Raw genomic sequence first — 6,536 nt, forward strand, 5'->3', positions numbered from 1 at the left:
GGAGTTCAGGAGGCGCGGCGGCGCCGCCGGGCGACGCGGCCGCCGGCCTGCATGGCGCTGACCGTCCCGGTCGCCGGGTCGGTCAGGAACCGGCCGCCGATGATGCGGCGGCCGGTGGCCGGCTCGCGGACCGAGAACGACCCGTCGCGCAGCAGCGCCAGTTCCGGGTACACCTCGCCGTCGACCACCAGCACCGCGTCGCCGTCCGCGCGGACGTCCACCTGGTACTCCAGGTCGCCGTTGGTGTAGTGCCCCGACAGGTCCGCCGCCGGGCGGGCGGCCCGGTCGAGGTCGCGGGGCAGCTCGTAGTCGCCCACCGGCAGGCCGTCGGCGCGCAGGGCCGCGACCAGGTCCGTCCACAGGGCCGCACCCGTGTTCCCGTTGGTGGTCAACGCGACGATCCGGCCGTGTGCGGCGTCGATCCGCAGGTGGCACGAGGTGCCGTCGGCCGTGCCGTCGTGGCCGGTCCAGTCCGCGTCGGCGCCGCGGTAACCCGCCAGGCCGAGCCCCCAGGTGTCGGCCAGGCCGAACGGCTCCGCCCCCGGGATCGGGCGGCGCATGAGCTCGGCCAGGTCCGCCGGCAGCGGGCCGTCGCCACCGCAGAACAGGCCGCCGAACGCCGCCAGGTCCGACGCGCTCAGCGCGAGCGCCCCGGCCGCGGCCTCCGCGGGCGTCAGGGTCTGCGCCACCGGCCGGGCGCGGCCGGTCGCCGCGTGGACGGCGTGCCCGCTGACGTGCGCGCCGGTCCGGCGGCGAGCGCCCGGCTCCACGACGAACGCGGCGTCGATGCCGAGCTCGTCGAGCAGCAGCGTCTCCACCGCCTCCCACCAGCTCATCCCGGTGATGGCCTCGATCACGTACCCGGTCAGCACGTAGCCGACGTTCGAGTAGGAGAACCCCAGGCCGGGCGGCTGGACGAGCCCGGCCTCGCGGCAGGCGCGCAGGTAGCGGCGGGCCGAGCCGCCGTCGGCCGCGGCGCCGAGCGCGGCCGGCAGCCCGCCGGTGTGGCTGAGCACCTGCCCGACCGTCGGTCTGCCGACCTGCGGGCCGAGGCCGTCCAGGTGCTCGCCGAGAGGGTCGTCCGGGTCGAGGTCGCCGTCGGCGACGAGCAGCATCGCCACGGCCGCGGTGAACGCCTTGGTGATCGAGCCGGCCGGGACCTTCGCCTCGGCGGTGATCCCACCGGCCGTGACGGCGTCCGTCCGGCCGCCGTCGGTGACGACCAGCTGGGCGGCCGGCACGCCGTGCTTGTGGGCCAGCCCGGCGAGCAGCCGCTGCAGCCGGCCATCGGCCGCGGGTACCGGCACCCGCAGGGTGGCCTGGGTGAGTGTCGTGGGTGTGGGCATGGGGTGGGGACCTTCCGCGTCGGGTCGAAGGGGCCGGTCGTGAGTGGAAAGGCGGGTTCTAACCCGCTTTTTCACTCACGACGGGCCGCGGCAGGCTCGGCGTCGGCGGCCATCTGCCGCTGCAGGCTCAGCGGCCGCATGTCGGTCCACACCTCGTCGACGTGGTCCATGCACTCCTGGCGGCCGCCGCGGAAGCCGTCGGCACGCCAGCCCGCGGGTACCTCGTTCGCGACCGGCCACAGCGAGTACTGGCCCTCGTCGTTCACGAGTACCTGGAATTGGGCGTCGTCCTGCATGGGATTTTCCCTTCCTCTCAACGGTGTTTTCAGTGGTCTTGGCCGGCGGCGAGCCGCTCGAGGTCCTGCAGGACCCGTTCTTCGACGAGCTCCGCCAGCGCCAGCACGGTGCCCGCGGTGAGCACGTCCTTGGGCGTGATCTCGACGTCGAAGGCGGACTTCGTCATCGACGTGATCCGCAGGCTGCGCAGCGAATCCCCGCCGAGGGCGAAGAAGTTGTCCTCGACGCCGACCCGGTCGAGGTCCAGGGCCTCGGCCCAGATGGCCGCGAGGACCTCTTCGGTCTCGGTCTCCGGAGCCGCGTACTCGGCGGCCTCCGCCGGCGCGGCCGGCGCCGGCAACGCGCGCCGGTCCAGCTTTCCGTTGGCCGTCAGGGGAAGGGCGTCGAGCCGGACGAACGCGGCGGGCACGAAGTGGGCCGGCAGCGCGGCGGCGACGTGCTCCCGCAGCCCGGCCCCCGCCTCGCCGACCACGTAGGCGATCAGCCGCTGCCCGTCCGCGACGACGGCGGCGTCGCGCACCTGCGGGTGCTTGCGCAGCACCGCCACGATCTCGCCGGGCTCGATCCGGAAACCGCGGATCTTGACCTGGTCGTCGGCGCGGCCGAGGAACTCGAGGGTGCCGTCGGCGCGCCACCGCACCAGGTCGCCGGTGCGGTACATCCGCTCCCCCGGCGCCCCGAAGGGGTCGGCGAGGAACCGCGAGGCGGTGAGCCCCGGCCGGTCGAGGTACCCGCGGGCGAGCCCGGCCCCGGTGACGTACAACTCCCCCGCGGCCCCGATCGGCACCGGCCGGAGCGCGGCGTCGAGGACGCGGACGCGGGTGTTGCGGATCGGCCGGCCGATCGGCGGGGTGGCGCCGGGTTCGAGCGGGTCGCTCCAGGTCGCCACCACCGTGGTTTCGGTGGGCCCGTAGGCGTTGATCATCCGGCGGCCCGGCGCCCAGCGGGCCACCAGGTCGGCCGGGCACGCTTCGCCGCCGACCACCAGCGTCCGGAACGCCGGCAGCGCGACGTCCGGCACGCTCGCCATGGCCACCGGCGGGACCAGCGCGTGGGTGACGCCTTCCTCGCGCAGCACCGCGGCCAGGTGCTCGCCGAGCAGCGGCCCGGGCGGCGGCACGACCAGCGCGGCCCCCGCGGGCAGCGCCATGCACAGCTCCAGCACCGACGCGTCGAAACTCGGCGAGGAGAACTGGAGCACGCGGTCGCCGGGCCGGACGTCGAAGTGGGCGATCTCGGCGCTCGCGAAGCTCGCCAGGCCGGCGTGGGTGACGACGACACCCTTGGGCGTGCCGGTCGAGCCCGAGGTGTAGATGACGTACGCCGGGGCGGTCAGCGGCACGGACCGGCCCAGCGGGGTGGCCGGGCCGTGGGCTTCCGAGCCGTCGAGGACGAGCGCGTCGCCGACCGGCAGCGCCGTGCCCGGCTTGGTCACCACGACGACCGGCTTCGCGTCGGCGAGCATGAACGCGATCCGCTCGGCCGGGTAGTCCGGGTCGACCGGCAGGTAGGCGGCGCCGGTCTTCAGCACGGCCAGCTGGGCGACGACGATCTCCACCGAGCGCGGCAAGGCGAGCGCGACGATCCGTTCCGGACCGGCGCCGCGCGCGGCCAGCAACCGGGCCAGCCGGTCGGCGCGCACGTCGAGTTCGGCGAAGGTGAGCCGCTCCTCGCGCGAGACCACCGCGACCGCGTCCGGCGTGCGCGCCGCCTGGGCCTCGATCAGCTCGGTCAGGGTGACCGCCGGGACCTCGTGGTGGGTGTCGTTGAACGCCACCAGGACCTGGTCGCGTTCGGCGACGTCGAAGTCCCGCAGCGGCCGGGCCGGGTCTTCGGCGATCGCGTCCAGGAGGTGTTCGAGCTGCCGGGTCAGCCGTTCGACCGTCGCCGCGTCGAACAGCGCTGTGTCGTAGCCCAGGCCGAGCGACAGGCGCGGGCCGGGGGCGGCCACGACGGTGAGCGGGTAGTTGGTCGTCTCCATGGCCTGCAGCTCGCGCAGCCGCACGCCGTGCCCGGCGACATCGTCGGCCGTGACGGGGTAGTTCTCGAACACGACCAGGCTGTCGAACAGGTTCCGGCCGCCCTCGACGCCGCTCCAGGCCTGCACCGCGGTCAGCGGGACGTGCTCGAACCGGCGTGATTCGGCCTGGGCGGTCTGCAGGCCCCGCAGCCAGCCGGCGACCGGGGCCGCCGGGTCGGCGGTGACCCGCACCGGCAGGGTGTTGATGAAGATGCCGGTGATGTCGTCGACTCCGGCGAGCCCGGCCGGGCGGCCGGACACGGTGGCGCCGAAGCAGACGTCGTCCTCGCCGCTGTGCCGGGCCAGCAGGAGCGCCCAGGCGCCTTGCACGACGGCGTTGACGGTGAGCCGCTCGCGCCGGGCGAACGCCGCCAGCCGGGCGGTCGCCGCCTCGCCGAGGTCGCGGCCGACCCACGTCGACGAGCTCGATTCGTGGGTGGCCGCGGGAATCCGGTCGTAGGGCAGCGGGGTCGGCTCGGTGACGCCGGCGAGTTCGCGGCGCCAGTACCCTTCGGCACCGTCGGCGGTCTGGCCGCGCAGCCAGGTGACGTAGTCGCCGAACGGGCGGCGGTGCGGCAGAGCGGGCGCGGTGCCGTCGCGCAGGGCCGCGTAGGCCGTGCAGACGTCGGAGAGCACCTGGAAGACGCTCCAGCCGTCGAGCAGGACGTGGTGGAAGGTCCAGACGAGCTGGACGGCGTCGTTCGGCAGCCGGGCCAGGGTGACCCGCAGCAGCGGCGCCGTCGCCAGGTCGAACGGCGTCTCACGGTCGTCGGCGAGCAGCTCGCGCAGGGCTTCCTCGCGGTCGCGGTCCCGCCAGTCGAGCTCGGTGACCGGCACTCGCGCGGCGCGGTGGACGACCAGGAGCGGCTCGGGGACGTCCTCCCAGACGACGCTGCCGCGCAGCACCGGTGTCCGGTCGACCACGTGCTGCCAGGCTTCGGCCAGGAACCGCGGCTCGGCCACGCCGTCGAGGACGGCGGTGACCTGTTCGAAGTAGACACCCTGGGCTTCCTGGGACAGCCCGTGGAAGACCATGCCCGCCTGCATCGGCGTCAGCGGGTGGATGTCGGCCACGCCGCGGCCGTCGCCGGCGATCCGGTCCACCTGCCGCTGGTCCAGTGTGGACAGCGGGAAGTCGCTCGGGGTGCGGCCGCCGGCGCCGGGCTCGGCGCAGTGCGCGACGGCTTCGCCCAGCGCGGCCACCAGTTCGGCGGCCAGCCGTTCCACCGTGGCGGCGGTGTGCGTGTCGCGGTAGTAGGACCAGGTCAGTTCGAGGGTGTCCCGGTCCACCCGGCCGACGACGTCGAGCAGGTGCGCCCGGCCCGCGCCTTCGCCGACCGCCGAGTCGAGGCTGCCGGCCGCGCCGTCGAGCCGGCCGAGGTAGTTGAAGCTGATTTCGGGCTGCAGTGCGGGCGCGGTCCCGGTCAGGTACCGCAGGGCGCCGAAGCCGACGCCGCGGCGGGGCACGGCCCGCAGCTGTTCCTTGATCGACTTGAGCAGCGCGGCCCAGTCGTCGTCGATCCGCAGCGCGACCGGGTACAGCGAGGTGAACCAGCCGACCGTGCGGGACAGGTCGACGTCGTCGAACAGGTCCTCGCGGCCGTGGCCCTCCAGGTCGATCAGCACGCCGCCGCGGCCGGTCCAGCGGGCCAGCACCCGGCCGAGCGCGGCCAGCAGCACGTCGTTGACCTGCGTCCGGTAGACGCCGGGGACGTCCTGCAGGAGCGCGCGGGTCAGCTCGGCGTCCAGGCGCGTGGTGACCGTGCCGGTGCCCGCTTCGGCGGCGTCGGTGTCGATCGGCAGCGACCCGTCGACGGCGAGCGCGGTGCGCCAATAGGGCAGTTCGTCGTCGAAGCCACCGGCTTCGGCGTGGCCGGCGAGCCGGTTGGCCCAGTCGCGGAACGACGTCGTCTTCGGCGGCAGCGGCCCCCCGCGGTAGGCGGTGTCGAGGTCCTCCAGGAGGATCCGCCACGAGACGCCGTCGACGACGAGGTGGTTGACCGTCAGCAGCAGGACGGCCGGCTCCAGGAGTTCGGCGGTGAGCAGCGGCCCGCGGGTCACGTCGATCTCCGCGCCGAGGAGTTCGGCCGGTCCGGCCGGGGCGTTTTCCTGGCCGGCGACGGTGAACCGCATCCGCAGGGCGTCGTGGTGCCCGGTCAGCGTGGTCAGCGCCGCGCGCAGCGTCTCGACGTCGAACGGCTCGGGCCGCTCGATCCGCACCGACTGCGTGAACCCGTTCGGGTCCCCGAAGTGGCCGGCGAAGAACCAGAGCTGGATCGGGGTCAGCGCGGCGGCGCCGGTGACCGGCCCCTGCTCGGCCACGGTCACCGCGGCCGACCCCGCCGCCACGGCCAGTGCGGCGACGGTCTGGTGCGCGAACAGGTCCCGCGGGGTGAGCGCGAGACCGTGCCGCCGGGCCCGCGAGACGACCTGGATGCTCAGGATCGAGTCGCCGCCGAGCTCGAAGAAGTTGTCCTCGACGCCGACACCGGGCACGCCGAGCACGCCGGCCCAGACTTCGGCGAGCACGCGCTCGGTCTCGGTGCGCGGCGGCACGTACCCGGCCACCGGTTCCGCAGCGGGCTCCGGGAGCGCCGGGCGATCGACCTTTCCGTTGGCGCTCAACGGAAGCGCGTCGAGCGTCACAAAGGCCGACGGCACCATGTAGTCGGGCAGGTCCCGCTGCAGCCAGGCCCGCAGGTCCGGCTTCCCGGCCGTGACGACGTAGGCGACGAGCCGCCGGTCCCGCGCGACGACCACCGTCTCGGTGACGTCCGGGTGCGCGGCCAGGGCCGTCTCGATCTCGCCCAGCTCGATTCGGAAGCCGCGGATCTTCACCTGGTCGTCGGCGCGGCCGACGAACTCCAGCACCC

3 protein-coding genes are annotated in these 6,536 nt (G+C 74.7%); all 3 read right to left on the reverse strand.

Translation table 11 applies throughout. The annotated features are described in order from the left end of the window. Nucleotides 1–5: 5 nt before the first annotated feature. Complete coding sequence (locus ACWEVN_RS24615) at nucleotides 6–1,346, reverse strand: serine hydrolase domain-containing protein (protein WP_452052844.1); 1,341 nt, start codon at nucleotides 1,344–1,346, stop codon at nucleotides 6–8. 71 nt (nucleotides 1,347–1,417) lie between these two features. Further along, nucleotides 1,418–1,642, reverse strand: coding sequence for an MbtH family protein (locus ACWEVN_RS24620; protein ID WP_449682457.1), 225 nt, complete (start codon nucleotides 1,640–1,642; stop codon nucleotides 1,418–1,420). Nucleotides 1,643–1,671: 29 nt separating this feature from the next. Then, the coding region (locus tag ACWEVN_RS24625; protein WP_452052845.1) for an amino acid adenylation domain-containing protein at nucleotides 1,672–6,536 on the reverse strand (4,865 nt) is incomplete at its 5' end.

The sequence above is a fragment of the Amycolatopsis sp. NPDC003861 genome (assembly GCF_053605405.1).

What these genes read in the sequence shown, in the direction of transcription:
- ACWEVN_RS24620 (WP_449682457.1), bottom strand. Translation starts at nt 1,642, where the DNA reads ATGCAGGACGACGCCCAATTCCAGGTACTCGTGAACGACGAGGGCCAG.
- ACWEVN_RS24615 (WP_452052844.1), bottom strand. Translation starts at nt 1,346, where the DNA reads ATGCCCACACCCACGACACTCACCCAGGCCACCCTGCGGGTGCCGGTA.